This is a genomic window from Streptomyces caeni (assembly GCF_042678285.1).
Taxonomy (GTDB): Bacteria; Actinomycetota; Actinomycetes; order Streptomycetales; family Streptomycetaceae; genus Streptomyces; species Streptomyces caeni.
In genome coordinates, this window is record NZ_JBHUDX010000092.1 from 35693 (window position 1) to 50613 (window position 14921).

The 14921-nt window shown below is 70.1% G+C and carries 12 protein-coding genes and 4 pseudogenes; 3 read left to right on the forward strand and 13 right to left on the reverse strand.

From position 1 onward, the window contains the following. Nucleotides 1-155: 155 nt before the first annotated feature. Nucleotides 156-506: pseudogene (locus ACFSL4_RS30365) on the forward strand (isochorismatase family protein); the annotation flags it as partial. Between the two features lie 180 nt (nt 507-686). Here the strand turns inward: ACFSL4_RS30365 and fdhD are convergent. The 11 genes and pseudogenes from fdhD to rpe all read right to left on the reverse strand — a co-directional run bounded on the left by fdhD (nt 687) and on the right by rpe (nt 11179). Further along, the gene (gene fdhD, locus ACFSL4_RS30370; RefSeq protein ID WP_381089927.1) at nt 687-1571 is read right to left on the reverse strand and encodes a formate dehydrogenase accessory sulfurtransferase FdhD; all 885 of its coding nucleotides are present in this window, start codon (nt 1569-1571) and stop codon (nt 687-689) included. Nucleotides 1572-1578: 7 nt separating this feature from the next. After that, nucleotides 1579-1707: pseudogene (locus tag ACFSL4_RS30375) on the reverse strand (2Fe-2S iron-sulfur cluster-binding protein); the annotation flags it as partial. Then, a pseudogene (locus tag ACFSL4_RS30380) lies at nt 1707-2360 on the reverse strand (molybdopterin oxidoreductase family protein); the annotation flags it as partial. The pseudogenes ACFSL4_RS30380 and ACFSL4_RS30375, both read right to left, overlap by 1 nt. Nucleotides 2361-2380: 20 nt before the next feature. Next, nucleotides 2381-2584 (reverse strand): annotated as a pseudogene (locus tag ACFSL4_RS30385) (ketopantoate reductase family protein); the annotation flags it as partial. Nucleotides 2585-2728: 144 nt separating this feature from the next. Beyond that, nucleotides 2729-4348 (reverse strand): NADH-quinone oxidoreductase subunit M, encoded by a 1620-nt coding sequence (locus ACFSL4_RS30390; protein WP_381089930.1) that lies wholly within the window; start codon nt 4346-4348, stop codon nt 2729-2731. Nucleotides 4349-4396: 48 nt separating this feature from the next. Next, entirely contained in the window at nt 4397-5398 is a 1002-nt protein-coding gene (cbbX, locus tag ACFSL4_RS30395) for a CbbX protein (protein ID WP_381089933.1), read from the reverse strand. Further along, nucleotides 5395-5808 (reverse strand): ribulose bisphosphate carboxylase small subunit, encoded by a 414-nt coding sequence (locus tag ACFSL4_RS30400; protein WP_381089936.1) that lies wholly within the window; start codon nt 5806-5808, stop codon nt 5395-5397. Before ACFSL4_RS30400 ends, cbbX begins: the two co-directional genes overlap by 4 nt. 35 nt (nt 5809-5843) lie before the next feature. Then, on the reverse strand, nt 5844-7292 hold the full coding sequence (locus tag ACFSL4_RS30405) for a form I ribulose bisphosphate carboxylase large subunit (protein WP_381089939.1): 1449 nt from the start codon (nt 7290-7292) through the stop codon (nt 5844-5846). Nucleotides 7293-7437: 145 nt separating this feature from the next. Then, complete coding sequence (locus ACFSL4_RS30410) at nt 7438-8400, reverse strand: phosphoribulokinase (RefSeq protein WP_381089941.1); 963 nt, start codon at nt 8398-8400, stop codon at nt 7438-7440. Then, entirely contained in the window at nt 8388-10466 is a 2079-nt protein-coding gene (gene tkt, locus ACFSL4_RS30415; RefSeq protein WP_381089944.1) for a transketolase, read from the reverse strand. The genes ACFSL4_RS30410 and tkt overlap by 13 nt, the downstream gene beginning before the upstream one ends. Next, on the reverse strand, nt 10466-11179 hold the full coding sequence (rpe, locus tag ACFSL4_RS30420) for a ribulose-phosphate 3-epimerase (RefSeq protein WP_381089947.1): 714 nt from the start codon (nt 11177-11179) through the stop codon (nt 10466-10468). Before rpe ends, tkt begins: the two co-directional genes overlap by 1 nt. A 159-nt stretch (nt 11180-11338) precedes the next feature. On the opposite strand from rpe, the gene ACFSL4_RS30425 reads away from it, so the two are divergent. Next, nucleotides 11339-12001: a response regulator gene (locus ACFSL4_RS30425; protein WP_381089950.1), complete on the forward strand. Its 663-nt coding sequence runs from the start codon at nt 11339-11341 to the stop codon at nt 11999-12001. Beyond that, nucleotides 11998-13194, forward strand: a complete 1197-nt coding sequence (locus ACFSL4_RS30430; RefSeq protein WP_381089953.1) for a GAF domain-containing sensor histidine kinase — start codon at nt 11998-12000, stop codon at nt 13192-13194. Before ACFSL4_RS30425 ends, ACFSL4_RS30430 begins: the two co-directional genes overlap by 4 nt. Here ACFSL4_RS30430 and ACFSL4_RS30435 read toward each other — a convergent pair. Both ACFSL4_RS30435 and ACFSL4_RS30440 read right to left on the reverse strand, forming a co-directional pair. Beyond that, nucleotides 13169-13891 (reverse strand): HAD-IA family hydrolase, encoded by a 723-nt coding sequence (locus ACFSL4_RS30435; RefSeq protein ID WP_381089956.1) that lies wholly within the window; start codon nt 13889-13891, stop codon nt 13169-13171. The genes ACFSL4_RS30430 and ACFSL4_RS30435 overlap by 26 nt on opposite strands. Further along, nucleotides 13888-14904 carry a class I fructose-bisphosphate aldolase gene (locus ACFSL4_RS30440; protein ID WP_381089958.1) on the reverse strand — a complete coding sequence of 339 codons (1017 nt, stop codon included), beginning with the start codon at nt 14902-14904 and terminating at the stop codon, nt 13888-13890. Before ACFSL4_RS30440 ends, ACFSL4_RS30435 begins: the two co-directional genes overlap by 4 nt. Nucleotides 14905-14921: the final 17 nt, after the last annotated feature.

The following is a 14921-nucleotide window of genomic DNA, read 5'->3' on the forward strand; positions in this document are numbered from 1 at the left end:
CGGGCAGGTACTCGACTCCCAGCTCGACGCGCTCAGCAAGCACGGCATCCCGAGGGACAAGATCTTCAGCGAGAAGACCAGCACCCGGGTGCAGGTCCGCCCCGAAGTTCGAGGAGGCGCTGAGGACGGCGCGGGAGGTCAAGGCGCACGCCCCGCAGCGTCCCGGAGTCCCCGAGCAGCCACCCGGCAGCGGACTGGTGGACGGACTGCTCGCGGACGGCGATCTGGAGGTGGTGAAGCGGACGCTCGGCGGCTTCCGCGGCACGGGTCTGGACCAGCGCCTGCGGGAGCGCGGCATCACCACCTCGGTGTTCGGTGGCATCGCCACCGACCTGGGCGTGGAGTCCACCGCCCGCGCCGCCTCCGACCTCCGCTACGACCTCGTCTTCGTCGAGGACGCCATGGCCGCGTTGACCGCGGCGGAGCACGAGGCGTCCGTGCGGCTGGACTTCCCGCGGCTGGGATCGGTCGTGGCCGCCTCCCAGGTGCGCCTCAAGGCCGGCTGACGGACCGGCCGGTCCACCGGTGAACCGCTGACGGACCGGCGAACCGCTGACGGACCGGCCGACGAGGAGCGCCGCCGCTGCGGCCGGTCCCCGCCGGGGCCGGGACTGAGGCGGGGCCCCCGCGGCGCAGGGGGCGCTCCCAACCGGTCGGGGCCCCGCCGCCGTGCCGCAGGGGGCCGGTCAGCCTTGGGCGGCCGCGGTCCGCAGGGCGATGCGGTCCTCACCCGCGTACACGTTCATGGAGCTGCCCCGCAGGAAGCCCACCAGGGTCAGGCCGGTCTCCGCGGCCAGGTCCACGGCCAGCGACGAGGGCGCCGAGACCGCCGCCAGCACCGGGATGCCCGCCATCACGGCCTTCTGCGCCAGCTCGAAGGATGCCCGGCCCGAGACCAGCAGGATCGTGCGGGACAGCGGCAGGTTCCCGTTCTGCAGGGCGCGGCCGACCAGCTTGTCGACCGCGTTGTGCCGGCCCACGTCCTCCCGGATGTCGAGCAGCTCGCCGTCCTCGGTGAACAGGGCCGCCGCGTGCAGCCCCCCGGTCCGGTCGAACACCCGCTGGGTCGCGCGCAGCCGGTCGGGGAGGCCCGCGAGCAAGTCAGGGTCCACCCGGACCGGGGGAGTATCGGTGATGGACCAGCGGGCCGTCGTCCGGACCGCGTCCAGGCTCGTCTTGCCGCACAGGCCGCAGGACGAGGTCGTGTAGACGTTGCGCTGCAGCGTGATGTCGGGGACCACCACGCCCGGCGCGGTGCTCACATCGACCACGTTGTAGGTGTTCGACCCTCTGGCGCTCTCCGCTTCGCCCGAGCGGGGGGCACCCCCACCCGTGGCGCCCGCGCAGTACACGATGTTCCGCAGTTCCCCCCGCTCGGCGAGCACTCCCTCGCTGACCAGGAACCCGGCGGCGAGCGCGAAGTCGTCGCCGGGGGTGCGCATGGTGATCGCGAGCGGCCTGCCGTTGAGTCTGATCTCCAGGGGTTCCTCGGCGACGAGCGTGTCGGGGCGGGTGGAGACCGCCCCGTTACGGATCCGGATCACCTTGCGTCGTTCCGTGACTCGTCCCATGTCCTGATCAGCCCCGGTTCTGTACGTGCTGGTAGCCGAAACGGCCCTTGATGCAGAGGTTGCCGTGGGTCACCGGGTTGTCGTGCGGAGAGGTGACCTTCACGATCTCATTGTCCTGTACGTGCAGCGTCAGGTCGGCACGCCCGTCACCTTCTCGGCGAGCGACAGCGCCCACGGCTCGACCAGCGTGCGGTACTCCTCGAAGCCGGTCGTCGCCCGCTCGATGAACGCCTCGTTCGCCGGGCCCGCGTGGATGATCTCGCGGCCGATCGCGCGTGCCATCGGGATGTCGGTTCCGACGTTCAGCCCGAGCCAGCTCTCCGCCCATTCCGCGGTCGAGGTGCGGCGCGGATCCACCGCGTACATCCGGGCGCCGTTCCTGATGCCCTTGAGCACGTGCTGGAAGAAGATCGGGTGGGCGAAGCGGGCGTTGGAGCCCCACATCACGATGACGTCGGTGTGCTCGATCTCCTCGTACGACGACGTCCCCCCGCCCGATCCGAAGGCGGCCGCCAGGCCCGCGACGCTCGGCGCCTGGCAGGTCCGGTTGCAGGAGTCCACGTTGTTGGTGCCCATGACGACTTGGGCGAACTTCTGCGCCACGTAGTTCATCTCGTTGGTGGCGCGGGCGCAGGAGAACATGCCGAACGCGCCGCGTGCCGCCTCCAGGCCGCGGGCGGCTTGGTCCAGCGCCTCGTCCCAGCCGGCCCGCCGGAACGGCTCGTCGCGGGAGTTCCGCACGAGCGGGTGCGTGAGCCGGGTGCAGGTCCCGGGGTCTCGTTTCCTCATGCGGCGCTCCTCGGCGCGAGCAGATCCGAGGGGGCGCTGAACGCCGGACAGCGCGCGGAGACGCTGGTGAAGTCACCGCGCGGGCTGTGCACGCGCACCCCGTGCCGCCTCATGGCCGCCAGATGCGGTCCACGGGCGACGAGGTGCACATCGGCGCCCGCGCGGTGGAGCGCGGCGCCGACGCAGGCGCCGACCGCACCGGCGCCGAGAACTGCGGCTTTCACGTGAACACTCCGTTCGGCCGAGGGGGTACCGCGGAGGTGGGAGGACACCGAACATGTCGGCGAAATATTGTCTACAGTATGGAGATTGGGTCGGCAAGGGTTCTCGCAGGACGGGAATCGAGGGCGGTCTCTTTGGTGCGCCGCCTACCGTGGGGGCGCGGGCCTTCCGCCCCGCGCGTCCGGGACCGCGTCGGGAGCGGGATCCGATGCACCCACATCGGACAGGGTGTGGCGGACGGACGGGGTGATGATGTCCGTGACCGGCTTGGGGTAGACGCCGAGACCGATCAGCAGCGCGATCAGCGGGACGGCGACCACGAGTTCGCGGACCTTCAGATCGGGCATCCCGGACACCCCCGCCTTCACCGGTCCGGTCATGGTGCGCTGGTAGAGCAGCAGCACATACAGTGCCGCCGGCACGATGCCGAAGGCGGCGACGGCACCCAGCGCCGGGTGGCGGGCGAAGGTGCCTACCAGGACCAGGAATTCACTGACGAAGGTGCCGAGGCCGGGCAGGGCCAGGGTGGCCAGACCGCCGATGAGGAAGGTGCCCGCCAGCAGCGGCGCCACCGTCTGCACCCCGCCGTAGTCGGCGATGAGCCGTGAACCGCGCCGGGAGATGAGGAAGCCGGCGACCAGCATCAGAACGGCCGTCGATATGCCGTGGTTGACCATGTAGAGCGCCGCCCCGACCTGGCCTTGGCTGGTCATCGCGAAGATGCCCAGGACGATGAAGCCGAAATGGGAGATCGAGGCGTACGCGATCAGCCGCTTGATGTCGTGCTGCCCGGCGGCCAGCAGGGCACCGTAGACGATGCCTGCCACGGCGAGGACCAGGATCACCGGAGCGGCCCACTTCGACGCCTCCGGGAAGAGCTGCAGGCAGAACCGGAGCATCGCGAAGGTGCCCACCTTGTCGACCACCGCCGTGATCAGCACGGCCACCGGCGCGGCGGACTCTCCCATCACGTTCGGCAGCCAGGTGTGCACCGGCACCATCGGTGCCTTGACCGCGAAAGCGAGGAAGAACCCGAGGAACAGGAGGCGTTCGGTGACCGTACCCATGGCCAGCGCGCCGTCGGCCCGCGCACGCACGATCTCCTGGACCGAGAAGGTCCCCGCGCCCAGCTGATCAGCCGTCACGACGAACAGACCGACCATCGCGGCCAGCATGACCAGACCACCGGCCAGGTTGTAGAGCAGGAACTTCACCGCCGCATACGAGCGTTGCGCTCTCGCTTTGGCCTCTCCCTGCTCTTTGGCCCGGTCCCCGAAGCCGCCGATCAGGAAGTACGCCGGCACCAGCATGGCCTCGAAGAAGACGTAGAACAAGAAGACGTCGAGGGCCTCGAAGGACAGCACCACCATCGCCTCGACCGCCAAGATCGATGCGAAGAAGCCCTGAGTCGGCCGCCACCAGCGATGCGCGTTCCGCTCCACCGGCCCGGCATCGTGCCAGCCGGCCAGGATGACGAACGGGACCAGCAGCGCGGTCAGCACGGTCAACGCCACCGCCATGCCGTCCACACCCAGCTCGTAGCGCACCCCGAAGTCCCTGATCCAGGCGTGGGACTCGGTCAGCTGGTACCGCGGGCCGCCCGGGTCGAAGCGCACCAGTACCGCCACCGCCGACACCAGCGTGCCCAAGGAGAAAGCCAGCGCCGTCCACTTGGCCGCGGTTCGCCCGGCGGCCGGCACGGCCGCGGTGGCGACCGCGCCCAGCGCCGGCACCGCAGCCGTGACCGTCAGCAAGGGAAATGACATGGATCAGACCGCCCCATCAACAAGGTCGCAGTTTTCCGGTTCCGGTGGTCAGGCCGCCGAGTGGGTACCGCCGCCCGCCTCGCCGGAGAACACACTGCTGCCCAGGAAGTCCTCGGGCTCGAAGCGCATCAGATCGTCCTTCCCCCAGCCACGGCCGGTCGCGGACACCAGCCGGTGGGCCTGCCGCAGCCGGGCCCGCTCCAACGCGTTGCGGACACTGCGCGCGTTGGAGAACCGAGGCCGTTCCATCCGAAGCCTCAGATACTCGCGGAACGTCTTCTCGGCCGTTTCGGAGAAGCGGTAGTTCTCCCCTTCGAGCATGAGACGGGCGATGGCCATGAGCGCCTCGACGTCGTAGTCGGGGAACTCGAGGTGGTGGGCGATGCGCGAGCTCAAGCCGGGATTCGAGGCGAAGAACGCGTCCATCCTGTCCTGGTAGCCGGCCATGATGACAACGAGGTGTTCCCGCTCGCTCTCCATGACCTGCAGGAGGATCTCGACGGCCTCCTGGCCGTAGTCACGCTCGTTGTCCGGCCGGTGCAGGTGGTACGCCTCGTCGATGAACAGCACACCGCCCATCGCCCGCTTGAGTACCTCCTTGGTCTTCGGCGCGGTGTGCCCGACGTACTGCCCGACGAGGTCGTCGCGGGTCACGGCCACCAGGTGCCCACGCTCGATGTAGCCGAGCCGCTGCAGCAGGCCGGCCATGCGCAGCGCCACCGTCGTCTTCCCGGTGCCGGGGTTGCCGGTGAAGGACATGTGCAGGCTGGGCCGGGTCGAGGTCAACCCGAACTGCCTGCGGGCCCGGTCGACGAGCAGCAGGGAGGCGATGTCCCGCACCTTGGCCTTGATCGAGTCCAGCCCGATCAGCTCCCGGTCCAGGGCCGTGAGCACGGAGTCGACGTCGGAGCGCCGGCGCTCCGCGGCGAGATCGACCGTGGCGTCCGCGGCGAGCGGAGGCGGATCGCCGGCCTCCGGCTCGGCCGTGCGCCCGGGCCCGGCCGGCATCCCGAAACCCGGGCGGCGCTGTCCCGGTCCGTGGCCGGTCATGATCCCTCGACCCGGTAGCGGTCGCCCGCGGGCCGGCCGAGGGCATAGGGATGGGTGGAGTAGGAGATCCGCCGGTCCGAGCCCTCCTGCCGGTCGAGCCGGAACCCGGGCTCGTCCGCGGGACGGTTGACGATGAACGACATGGCGGTGGTCTGCCGGCCGTACGAGGCGTCGAAGGCGTTCACCCGGATGTAGCGGTTCGGGTATGCCTTGCGGCACTCGTTCACCTCGTAGAGGACGCCGGCAGCGGACGTCTCGTCGAACATCGGCAGCCCCCACATCTCCCAGTAGTTGTTGCGGGGGTGCGGGTCGTCGGTGAACTCGACCGAGAGCGCCCAGCCGCGGTCCAGCGCGTACTGGGCCTGCGCGGTGATCTCCTCGTCGGTGAGCTCGGGGAGAAACGAAAACATTCCTTGGGTGATGCGCATGGGTCAGTTCCTCTTCCTCACACCGCGTCCGGCGTCGCGACGACATCGGGGGTGTCGGTGGACGCGTAGTTGAAGGTGATGTCACCCCAGGTGGACAGGGCCATGTCGAGCTCCCGGCTGTTCTTGGCGGCGGCCTTCAGCACGCTCTCGCCCTCCCTGAGGAGGTCCTTGCCCTCGTTGCGGGCCTTGACCATCGCCTCCAGCGCCACGCGGTTGGCGGCCGCGCCCGCCGCGATGCCCATCGGGTGGCCGATGGTGCCGCCGCCGAACTGCAGGATGACGTCGTCGTCGAACAGGTCCAGCAACTGGTGCATCTGTCCGGCGTGGATACCGCCGGAGGCCACCGGCATGACCGCCGGCATCGAGACCCAGTCCTGCTCGAAGTACAGGCCCTTGGCCGGGTCCGGCTCCACCTTGTCCTTGCGCAGCGTGTCGTAGTAGCCCAGGACGCTTCCCCGGTCGCCCTCGAGCTTCCCGATGACCGTACCGGCGTGGATGTGGTCGACACCGGCCAGGCGCATCCACTTGGACACGACGCGGAAGCTCACTCCGTGGGACTTCTGGCGGGTGTAGGTCGAATGACCGGCCCGATGCAGATGGAGGACAACGCCGTTCTTCCGGGCCCACTTGGCCATCGACTGGATCGCGGTGTAGCCGACCGTCAGGTCGATCATGACGATGACGCTGCCGAGTTCCCTGGCGAACTCCGCACGCTCGTACATGTCCTCCATGGTCGCCGCGGTGACGTTGAGGTAGTGCCCCTTGATCTCACCGGTCTCGGCCTGCGCCCGGTTGACCGCCTCCATGCCGAACAGGAAGCGGTCCCGCCAGCGCATGAACGGCTGGGAGTTGATGTTCTCGTCGTCCTTGGTGAAGTCCAGCCCGCCGCGCAGACCCTCGTAGATCACCCGGCCGTAGTTGCGGGCGGACAGACCGAGCTTGGGCTTGATGGTGGCACCGAGCAGCGGTCGCCCGTACTTGTTGAGCATCTCGCGCTCCAGCACGACGCCGTGCGCGGGACCCTGGAAGGTCTTGACGTAGTGCGGGGGAATCCGCATGTCCTCCAGGCGGAGGGACTTGACCGCCTTGAACCCGAACACGTTGCCGATGATCGAGGAGGTGAGGTTGGCGATCGACCCCTCCTCGAACAGGTCCAGGTCGTAGGCGATGTAGGCGATGAACTCGCCCGGCCGGCCCGGGACGGCCTCCACCTTGTAGCACTTGCCCCGGTAGTGGTCGTGGGCGGTGAGCCGGTCGGTCCACACCACGGTCCACGTGGCGGTCGAGGACTCACCGGCGACGGCGGCCCCGGCCTCCTCCGGCGGGACGCCCTCCTGCGGAACCATCCGGAACGCGGCGAGCACGTCGGTGTCCTTGGGCTCGTAGTCGGGCCGCCAGTAGCCCATCTCGGTGTAGGGGATCACCCCCGCATTCCAGCGTCCGCCCGTTTCCGTACTTGCTGTCATGTCCTGCTCCCGATGAGGCATGGCGTCCCACGACGCTCGAATGAGTGGTTGATGCTCGTGGCCGACGGGCCGGCCGGATGCCGGTCGGCCCGTACCGGCCGGCATCGGGGAAACGACAGGCGATCGCGCAGACGGCGAGGGCCTGTCACTGGGCTGCGGCCTGATGCGAACCCGACCGCTGGGCATCCAGCAGGTGGTACAGGAGCAGCAGCTGGGTGATCCCCAAAGGCTCGCTGCGCTGCCCCGTGCCGAGATCGCCCAGCGCATCGGGCAGTTCCGCGTCGACGCCGAGCCTCGACCAGATCGCCTTCTGGACGACCTGGCTCTCCTCGATGGGGGCATAGCCGTGGACGTGCAGGGCATCGCACGGGCGACCGTCCTCGTCCCTGCTCATCTTGAGGTGGATCGACCGCCGCTCGCTGCTGTCGAGGATCGTCGAGAGCCCGGGGTGCCTGATGGTCGGGCGCAGCAGAAGCTCGGCCGACAGCGGCGTGTTCGGCGGGTCGTCGCGGCCGGCGATCGGCGCGAACCGGACCACCAGGTCGGCGAAGGCACGCTGCGGCCGGATGTACGCCGCCGACTCCGGCTCCCTCCGCTCCAACTCCGCGGCCACCTGCTCCGGCTGGTAGCCGCGCTTCTGCGTGTCCCTGGCGATCTTCCACTTCCGCCGGATCTCCTCGGGCGGGCCGAGGTAGACGGCGATGTCGAAGCAGGCCCTGCTTATCCTCGTGTGGAGCGGCAGCAGCCCCTCGACGATCACGAAGTCCCGCGGCTCGACCAGCTCGGGGCGGGCCAGCAGCCCCGTGTCGTGGTCGTAGACCGGCTTGAGGATGGGCTCACCCATCGCGAGGAGCTGCAGATGCTGCTCCATGATCTCCACATAGTTGCAGTCCGGGTGCAGCGCCGTGAACGGCAGGGTCTTGCGCTCCTGCCGGTCGTAGCGGTGGTAGTCGTCGACGCAGATCGCCGTGACCCGCTCCGGGCCGAGCGCCTTGACCAGTCCCTTGGTCAGCGTCGTCTTGCCCGCGGCGCTGTCTCCGGCGATGGCCATCATGACCGGGCGCTTCTGCTTGTCTCGGGCGCGTTCCATTCTGATCAGCTTGGGCATGACGTGACCTCCTCCTCGGCCCCCGGGCCGGTCAGGGAGAGCGCGGCCTGCACGACCGCGGAGACGGTGAAGCCCAGTTCCGCGTAGACGGTCGGGCCGGGAGCGCTGGCTCCGAACCGGCGCAGCCCGATGACCTTGTCGCCGGGACGGGACAGAGCCGCCCAGCCGTGCGGAACACCGGCTTCGATCCACACCGCCGGACAGTCCGGCAGGAGGTCGCAGCCCTCGGCCGACCGCTGTTCGAACCGTTCGCGCCACGGCACGGACAGGACCCGGGCCACGACACCTCGATCGGACAGTTCGGCGGCCGCGGCCACCGCGAGTTCCACCTCGGAACCCGTGGCGGCGAGGACCACGTCCGGCGTCCGGGCGCCGTCGCGGACGATACGTGCGCCGTCGCGCGCGATCGCGCCCCGGGGAACCGGATCCAGCACCGTCAGCTTCTGCCGGCTGAGCACCAGCACGGACGGGCCGTCCTGATGCTGCAGGGCCGTCTGCCAGCAGGCGGCCGTCTCGTTGGCATCGGCCGGGCGCAGCACCATCACATCGGGGATCAGCCGCAGGGCCTCGATGTGCTCGATCGGCTGGTGGGTCGGCCCGTCCTCCCCGACCAGGACCGAGTCATGGGTGAGGACGAACACCGACGGAACCTTCATCAGGGCGGCCAGCCGCACCGCGGGCCTCAGATAGTCGGAGAAGACCAGGAAGGTGCTGCCATAGGCGCGCAGACCTCCGTGGAGCGTCATGCCGTTGAGCATCGCCGCCATCGCGTGCTCGCGGATACCGAAGTGCACCGTGCGGCCCGCGAAGGAGCCGGGGCCCACGTCCCCGGCTCCGGGGACGGTGGTGTTGGTGGACGCGGCGAGGTCGGCCGACCCGCCGACGAGCCCGGGGTAGGCGGGCCCGATCGCGGCGAGTGTCGCGCCCGACGCCTCACGGGTCGCCACCGCGGTACCGGCCTCGAAGACGGGCAGCAGCTTCTCCAGGCCGGCGGGCGGCCGGGCGGCCGTGTCCCAGGACGCCGCCAGGTCCGCATTGGCCTCCTGCCAGCTCTGGCGGGTCTTCTCCCAGCTCAGTCGCGCGGCTCTGCCCCGCTCGGCCAGTTCCTTGCAGCGCTGGGTGACCTCCTCGGGAACGTGGAAGCTCTCGGCGGGCCAGCCGGCCGCCTCCTTCGCCGCGGCCAGCTCACTCTCGCCCAGCGGAGAGCCGTGCACCTTGCTGGTCCCGGCCAGCGTGGGCGCTCCGTCGCCGATCACGGTCCGGACCGCTACCAGGGTCGGCCGTGTCTCGTCCGCCACCGCCGCGCCGAGCGCGGCCGACAGCGACTCCACATCGTTGCCGTCGGCCACCCGAAGGGTCTGCCAGCCATAAGCGGTGAACCGGCCGAGCACGTCGTCGGAGCAGCTCCTGGTCGCCGGGCCGTCGATCGTGATGTCGTTGTCGTCGTAGATGACGATCAGACGACCGAGGCCGAGATGACCGGCGAGCGAGGCCGCCTCATGGCTGATGCCCTCCATCAGGTCGCCGTCGCCTGCCATCACCCAGGTGCGGTGGTCGACCACGGTGTGCTCGTCGGTGTTGCCGCGCTCGGCCCGCATGCGCTCGGCCAGCGCCAGGCCCACGGCCGTGGCGATGCCCTGGCCGAGGGGCCCGGTGGTCACCTCCACACCGGGGGTGTGGCCGTACTCAGGGTGTCCGGGTGTCTTCGAGCCCCACTGGCGGAACCGGCGCAGCTCGTCGAGGGGGAGGTCATAGCCGAACAGATGGAGCAACGAGTACAGCAGCATGGACCCGTGGCCCGCGGAGAGCACGAAACGGTCCCTGTCCTCCCACTGCGGCTCGCCGGGGTCGTGCCGCAGGAAGCGCGACCACAGCGTCCATGCCGCGGCGGCGGCTCCCATCGGCATGCCGGGGTGCCCGCTCCGGGCGGCCTGGACGCCGTCGGCGGCGAGGAACCGGATGGTCTTGACGGCCAGCGCGTCCACCTCGTCGGGTGTGCCGTGGCCGTGCCGCGCCTCGGCGACGGTCCCGGCGGGGCGCGTGCCGCTTCCCGGCCCCGGCGCCATCAGGCAGCTTCCTTGCCGTGAGCGGAGTCCGACAGCGCCGACTCCGCGAGCCCACGCAGATGGGCGACCTCGTCGGCGAGCCTGTCCCGGTGCCGGAACAGCGCGCTGCCGACACAGAACGTCGTCGCGCCCGCGCGTGCGGAGCCGTTGATGGTGTTCCGTCCGATCCCGCCGTCGACCTCGAGCTCGATCTCGTGCGGCTGGTCCTGGATCAGCGAGCGGACCTCGGCGATCTTCCGCTCCATCGACGCCAGGTAGTCCTGGCCGCCGAAGCCCGGGTTCACCGTCATCACGAGCACCAGATCGACCAGGTCGAGCACGTGCGCCACGGCGCTGGCCGGCGTCGCCGGGTTGAGCGCCACACCGGCGCGCGCGCCCAGCTCGTGCACCGCTGCCAGCGTCCGGTGCAGGTGGGTGCACGCCTCGGCGTGCACGATGACGAGCGAGCAGCCCGCCGACACCCAGTGGGACAGCATCCGATCCGGGTCCTGGACCATCAGATGCGCCTCGAACTCGAGGCCGACCTGCGGGCGGACCGAGGCGATGACATCGGGACCCATGGTCATGTTGGGGACGAACGATCCGTCCATGATGTCCCACTGGATCCGGTCGACACCGGCGTGCTCCAGGGACCGGCATTCTTCCCCCAGACGGGAGAAGTCCGCAGGCAGGACTGAGGGAACGATGCGTGGTCGTACCACGGTAGGTTGCATGGAGCGACCTCCTGATCAACGGCGTGGCCCGACGGTAGGCCACAGGAGGTCGCGCGGGTCCCCCCCGCTTGGGGGATCCATCAGGGGGATTTCCGCTGTCGGCAGGTTCAGGGCCTCTCAGCCCCTCGATTTACGTGCATCTTTTCGTAGGCTCATCGCATGAAGAAGCAGCCGCTGCGCCTTGTGCTCGTGGATGATCACGAAATGGTCCTGGAAGGTCTCAAGGCCGTCCTCGCCCGTTTCTGGGGCAGGGTCCGCGTCGTCGGGCAGGCGATCACCACGGTCGAGGCCGAGCGACTGGTCGCGGGGCTCGACCCTGACGTCGTCGTGCTGGACGTACGGCTGCGCGGCCCGCTGAGCGGCCTGGACCTGTGCCGCCGGCTGGTCGAGGAAGACCCCGGGAGGCGGGTGGTGCTGCTCAGCGCCTACGACGACGAGCAGTACCTGTTCCAGGCCCTGCGTGCCGGTGCGGCCGGCTATCTGCTCAAGTGGATCGACGGCGAGGGGCTGGTCCGGCATCTGGAGATGGCCGCCGCGGGCGAGACGGTCATCGATCCCACCATGGCCGGACGTGTGGTCGCCTCCGCTGCCCGCCTGCAGGCCGGTGAATTCTGGCCGGGTGCCCGTCTGGGCCTCACCCAGCGGGAGAGCGAGGTCCTGGGCCTTCTGGTGGCCGGGCTGTCCAACAAGGCGATCGCCGGAAGGCTCGTGCTGGGCGACGAGACGGTGAAGAGCCACGTACGGGCGATCTTCCGCAAGCTCGAAGTGAACGACCGGGCCAATGCCGTGGCGGTGGCCCTGAGGGAAGGAATCTTCCGATGACCGCGGCAGAAGGACTCGGACTCCCCGACGCCTGCCAGGAGAACACCCTGCTGGTGGGCATCATCGAGGCGATCTCGGCAGGGCCCGAACTGGGACTCCTCGCAGCGAAAGTGGCTGACCTCATCGTCGCCGCCACCGCCACCGACGTCTGCTTCGTGCACGTCCTCGACGACGGCGAAAGGTCGCTGACCCTGGCGGGGGCCACGCCTCCGTTCGACGAGCACGTGGGCCGCATCCGGCTGCCCCTGGGGGACGGGGTGGCAGGCTGGGTGGCCAGCCACCAGGAGCCCGTCGTCATCACGGAGCACAAGGAAAGCGACCTGCGCTACCGCTACTTTCCCGAGCTGCGCGGCCGCGATTTCACCTCGCTGGTCTCGGTACCGATGGCCACCCGTCCCGGCGGCCTGGTCGGGGTGCTCAACGTGCACACCCGGCGCCGTCGCGAATTCACGGAGCGGGACGTCAGGGTGCTCACCTCGATCGGCGCCCTGGTCGCCGGCGTGATCCACCAGGCCAGGCTGCACCGCCGGCTGGCTTTGCGTGAGCGCATCCACGAGCGGTTCACCGAACAGGTCGTGGCCGCGCAGGAAGCGGAGCGCAGACGCCTGGCGGCCGACATCCACGACGGGATCACCCAACGCCTGTGCAGCCTGCGCTTCCACCTCGACGCGGCGGCCGGCGCACTCCACGAGTCCGTGGACTTCGCCGCCGCACAACTGGTGCGGGCCCAGCAACTGGCCGATCTCACGTCCGAGGAAGCCCGCGCGGCGATCAACGACCTGCGTCCGCCCGTCCTCGACGACCTCGGCCTCGCCGACAGCCTGGCCAGTCTGGCCCGCTCCGTCGCGGGCCTGGAGGTGGTCGTGGACGCCGAGGAATGCGAGCTGCCCGACCATGTCGCGATCGCCCTGTACCGCATCGCCCAGGAGGCCCTGCAGAACGTCGTCAAGCACGCCGGGTGCACGAGGACCTATCTGAGCGTCGCGACGACGGCCGACGAAGTGATCCTCCGGGTCAGGGACGACGGGTGCGGTTTCGACCGCGGTTCCATGGCGTTCGGGGAGGCGCCGGCCACCGACGGGTACGGCATGACGAGCATGGAGGAACGTGCCGAACTCATCGGCGGCCGGCTCGAGGTGCGGTCACGGCCCGGTGAGGGCACGACGGTCACCGCTCGCGTGCCGCTCGGCTGACCGAGGACCATGCGTCGAACAGCGCCCCTACGCCTGCGAAATCCTGCGCCACGGCCAGCGCCCCCGTGAAGTCCTGGCCGCGGGTGTAGTCGTTGGTCACCACGACGCACCGCAGGCCGGCGCCGAGTGCCGCGCGCAGCCCGTTCTCGGAGTCCTCCACGGCCAGCGCGGCCTCGGGGCCGAGCCCGAGGCGGGCCAGCACATCGTGGTAGACGGCCGGATCCGGTTTCAGCAGGGGTACGTCGGTGCCGGTCACCACGGTCTCGAAGGTGCCCGGCTCGAACAGCCCGTCCAGGAGCGGTTCGACCCACTCCCGGGAACCTGTGGTCGCGACGGCGAGCGTCACGCCGACGCCGGCGAGACGGTCGATCAGGTCGTGAACCCCGGGGCGTGCCGGGATCCGTCCCTGTTCGACGAGTACGCGAAAGCGTTCGGTCTTGTCCTTGTGCAGTCCGGCAGCGAGCACCGCGGCCTCTTCGGCACCAAGACCGGTCTCTTCGAGCCATGCCGCGATCCGCCTGCGCCCACCGGTGATACGGAGCAGCCGACCGTACTCCTCGGCCCCCCACCGGTGGGGCAGACCCGCGGCGGCGAAGGCGGCGTTGAACGCCACCCGGTGGCCATGCCGTTCGCTGTCCACCAGGGTGCCGTCGACATCGAAGATGACCGCCCGCCGCGGCCGCCTCGGCGCGTTCACGCAGCAGCGCTTTCCAGCGCCTCGCTGTAGTTTCCGGCCAGGGCGGCCGTGTTGCAGCCCACCCGGTGAGCCAGCACCCTCTGCCCGGTCTCCCACAGTTCGGCCTTCCCGGCCCAGGCCTCCAGCGCCGGGGCCACCAGGGCTCGGCCGAAGGAGAAGGTGAGCGGCCACGGCGCGGGCAGCTTCTGCATCGCGTCCAGGTTCGCGCTGGCGGCGGAGGCGCTCTGGCCACCGGACAGGAACGCGATTCCGGCGACACTGGCGGGCACCGTGTCACGCAGCACACCCACCGTGGCGGCGGCGACCTCCTCCGGCCCAGGAGTCTCACCCGAGTCCTTGCCCGGCACCACCATGTTGGGCTTGAGGACCATGCCGTCCAGGCGGACCCCGGCGATCCGCAGCTCGGCGAAGACCTCGGCCAGCGTCTCCGCGGTCACCGCGGCGCAGTCGCTCATCGAGTGTGCGCCGGTCATCATCACCTCGGGCTCGACGATCGGCACGATGCCGGCTTCCTGGCACAGCGCCGCGTAGCGGGCCAGAGCGTGGGCGTTGGCATGCCGGGCCCGCGCGCTCGGCAGGTTCTCACCGATCACGATCACCGCACGCCACTTGGCGAACCGCGCCCCCAGCGCGGCGAATTCGGAGAGCCGTCCGCGCAGACCGTCCAGCCCCTCGGTCACCGTCTCACCGGGCGCTCCCGCCAGCGGCCTGGCGCCGGTGTCCACCTTGATCCCCGGGAGCAGTCCCAGCGCCTGCATGGCCTCCGGGAACGGCCTGCCGTCGGCCACCGACTGCCGCAGCGTCTCCTCGCACAGGATCACCCCGCTGACACCGTTCGAGAGATCCGGCGTGGTCACCAGCATCTCCCGGTACGCCCGGCGGTTCTCCTCGGTGGGCTCCACGCCGACCTGCTGGAGCCGGTCGGACATGGTGCCGATGCTCTCGTCCGCGGCGAGGATGCCCTTGCCGCGCTCCACCATCGCGGCGGCCGTGGCTGCCAGCTGATCGGTCACGTGTTCGTCCCCTTCTC

What these genes read in the sequence shown, in the direction of transcription:
- fdhD (WP_381089927.1), bottom strand. Translation starts at nt 1,571, where the DNA reads ATGGGACGAGTCACGGAACGACGCAAGGTGATCCGGATCCGTAACGGG.
- rpe (WP_381089947.1), bottom strand. Translation starts at nt 11,179, where the DNA reads ATGCAACCTACCGTGGTACGACCACGCATCGTTCCCTCAGTCCTGCCT.
- ACFSL4_RS30405 (WP_381089939.1), bottom strand. Translation starts at nt 7,292, where the DNA reads ATGACAGCAAGTACGGAAACGGGCGGACGCTGGAATGCGGGGGTGATC.
- ACFSL4_RS30425 (WP_381089950.1), top strand. Translation starts at nt 11,339, where the DNA reads ATGAAGAAGCAGCCGCTGCGCCTTGTGCTCGTGGATGATCACGAAATG.
- ACFSL4_RS30400 (WP_381089936.1), bottom strand. Translation starts at nt 5,808, where the DNA reads ATGTTTTCGTTTCTCCCCGAGCTCACCGACGAGGAGATCACCGCGCAG.
- cbbX (WP_381089933.1), bottom strand. Translation starts at nt 5,398, where the DNA reads ATGACCGGCCACGGACCGGGACAGCGCCGCCCGGGTTTCGGGATGCCG.
- ACFSL4_RS30410 (WP_381089941.1), bottom strand. Translation starts at nt 8,400, where the DNA reads ATGCCCAAGCTGATCAGAATGGAACGCGCCCGAGACAAGCAGAAGCGC.
- ACFSL4_RS30430 (WP_381089953.1), top strand. Translation starts at nt 11,998, where the DNA reads ATGACCGCGGCAGAAGGACTCGGACTCCCCGACGCCTGCCAGGAGAAC.
- tkt (WP_381089944.1), bottom strand. Translation starts at nt 10,466, where the DNA reads ATGGCGCCGGGGCCGGGAAGCGGCACGCGCCCCGCCGGGACCGTCGCC.
- ACFSL4_RS30390 (WP_381089930.1), bottom strand. Translation starts at nt 4,348, where the DNA reads ATGTCATTTCCCTTGCTGACGGTCACGGCTGCGGTGCCGGCGCTGGGC.